Source organism: Streptococcus sp. KCJ4932 (genome assembly GCF_004352745.1).
In the GTDB taxonomy this organism is placed as follows: domain Bacteria; phylum Bacillota; class Bacilli; order Lactobacillales; family Streptococcaceae; genus Streptococcus; species Streptococcus ruminicola.
In genome coordinates this window covers 1-2,357 of record NZ_SJWW01000032.1, presented here as the reverse complement: position 1 = coordinate 2,357, position 2,357 = coordinate 1, and the positions used below count along the sequence as shown (strand labels likewise).

2 protein-coding genes are annotated in these 2,357 nt (G+C 28.0%); both read left to right on the top strand.

Translation table 11 applies throughout. The annotated features are described in order from the left end of the window. On the top strand, positions 1-826 hold an 826-nt coding region (locus tag E0E02_RS09345; RefSeq protein ID WP_133018454.1), incomplete at its 5' end, for an alpha-1,2-fucosyltransferase. Then, the gene (locus E0E02_RS09340) at positions 813-2,321 is read left to right on the top strand and encodes a polysaccharide biosynthesis C-terminal domain-containing protein (RefSeq protein WP_206282031.1); all 1,509 of its coding nucleotides are present in this window, start codon (positions 813-815) and stop codon (positions 2,319-2,321) included. The genes E0E02_RS09345 and E0E02_RS09340, both read left to right, overlap by 14 nt. The last annotated feature ends 36 nt before the right edge of the window (positions 2,322-2,357 follow it).

The window sequence follows — 2,357 nt, the reverse complement described above, 5'->3', positions numbered from 1 at the left end:
TTATACGGTGAGTTATGAATCAGATATTATAAGAAAAAAAGGAAATATTGGTCAATTTATTCTTTATCAAATTTGGAGATTATCAAGAAAATTTAATAATTTTATATTCAGCAAAACTGGAGTTGAATTTTCTGATTTTTCATTATCATTAAATAAATTTGTCTTTGATTTTATATCAAAATTTGGATTGTATATTATGACACATGGCTATTCAAGTTCTTTAAATAAATCAAAAATGACTAATAAATTTATTTATGGTAGTTTTGAAGATACTAGGTGGTTCGAAGAATTATCATCTGAATTAAAAGAGGATTTAACGCCAAAAGAGAAAATTAATGAAGAGTGTTTAGAATTATATAATGAAATAATTAGTCAAAATGCAATATGTGTATCTCTGAGAAAATGGTCGATTGATGTTCATGAGTCAGAAGAACTTATTAAGCGTGAGATATGTGATAGTAGTTATTATGAACAGGCAATTAATTATCTTGTAAATCATGTTGAAAATCCTGTATTTGTGGTTTTTTCAGATGATTTAGCTTGGGCAAGTAGAGTTGTAAAATCAATTATTGGTGGTAAGTATCCTGTTTTAGTTGAACAAGGTAAGAATAATGTTGCTGAGAAATTATTGCTTATGTCATCTTGTAAACATTGTGTGGTTGCTAATAGTACTTTTTCATGGTGGGCTGCTTACTTAAACAATTATAAAGATAAGATTGTAATATCACCTAATATTTGGTTTAAATCAAATTATAAATTCCATCCCTTAATATTAAAAGATTGGATAAAAATTGATTGTAAACATGGAGGAAATGGGAGTGAATAGAAGAAAAAAGTTTATTTATAATAGTTTCTCTTCTATTATCAAACAATTTGTAGGTCTATTTTCTACTTTGATCTTGCCAAGATTAATGCTTGTGACATATGGATCAGATATCAATGGTTTAGTGTCATCAATCGTTCAATTTTTGTCATTAATTAGCATTTTTGATGCAGGAATGGGAGTTGTAATAGAAGCTTCACTTTATAAGCCATTATCACAAAAAGATTCTCATGGAATTAGTAGAGTGCTAACATCAGGGAAGAAGTTTTATAATAAGATTGTTGTAATTCTTTTTTTCTACGTTTTAGCCATATCAATATTATATCCCAATTTTGCTAAAGAAAACTTCTCGTTTCTTTTTTGCTTTACTTTGGTTTGGGCTATATCTGTTAATTCGTTTGGTCAGTATTATTTTGGTGTGTTAAATGGTGTATTGCTTTCAGCGGATCAAAGAGGATATGTATTCAATTGGATATATACGTTTGCAACGATTGCTAATACAATAGCTTCAATTATTTTAATTGAAATTGGAGCTTCTGTACATATTGTAAAGTTTGTTTCATCTCTTGTTTTTTTGATGCGACCATTACTTTTAGCATTATATGTAAAGAAAAATTATAAGGTTAATTGGAATGAAAAATATAATTCAGAGCCGATAAAACAAAAATGGAATGGGTTTGCACAACATATTGCAACTATTGTGGTTGGAAATACTGATATTGTTGTTCTGACTGTATTTGCATCACTAAAAGATGTTTCTGTTTATTCAATTTACATGCTAGTTGTTAATGGATTAAAAGAATTAATTAATTCTAGCATGGGTGGAGTTAAGTCGCTTTTTGGTGATATGATTGCAAAAAAAGAGTATGAAAAACTACAAAGCTTTTTCAAAGTTGTAGAATTAACTATACACTGTTTTGTTATGTTTATCTATACTGTTGCAGCTATATTGATAGTTCCTTTTGTTAGAGTATATACAAGGGGAATTAATGATGCAAATTATATAAATGTTGTTTTTGGTTTTTTGATCTGCTTGGCTTATGCAACTTATTGTCTAAGATTCCCTTATAATACATTGATAATGAGTGCAGGGCATTTCAGGGAAACCCAAAGTTCGGCAATTATTGAGGCATTAATAAATATTGTTGTTTCAATTTTACTAGTTTGGAAATTTGGCTTGATTGGAGTAGCAGTTGGGACACTAGTTGCTATGTTATATAGAATGCTTTATTTATTTGTTTATTCTAATAAAAAAATACTACATGTTAATAACTTTCTATCAATTAAGTTACTGATATTTGATTTAATGTTCTTTATTATTTCCATCCTTGTAATGAAAGAAACATCTTTAATAATTTGTCAGTCTTATATTGAGTGGGTGCTACTATCAATAAAATCTGTGGCATTACTATGTCCTGTTATGGTGATATTAGTGTTACTATTCTTTAGATCAGAACTAAGATTATTATATTATTATAAGAAAGGTAAATTAGGTTGATTAATGCAAAGTGGATTAAGAGTATCTGTAACAAAT

Bases quoted from the DNA above. Each gene is read 5' to 3' on its own strand.
- E0E02_RS09340 (WP_206282031.1), top strand. From the start codon at position 813: ATGGGAGTGAATAGAAGAAAAAAGTTTATTTATAATAGTTTCTCTTCT.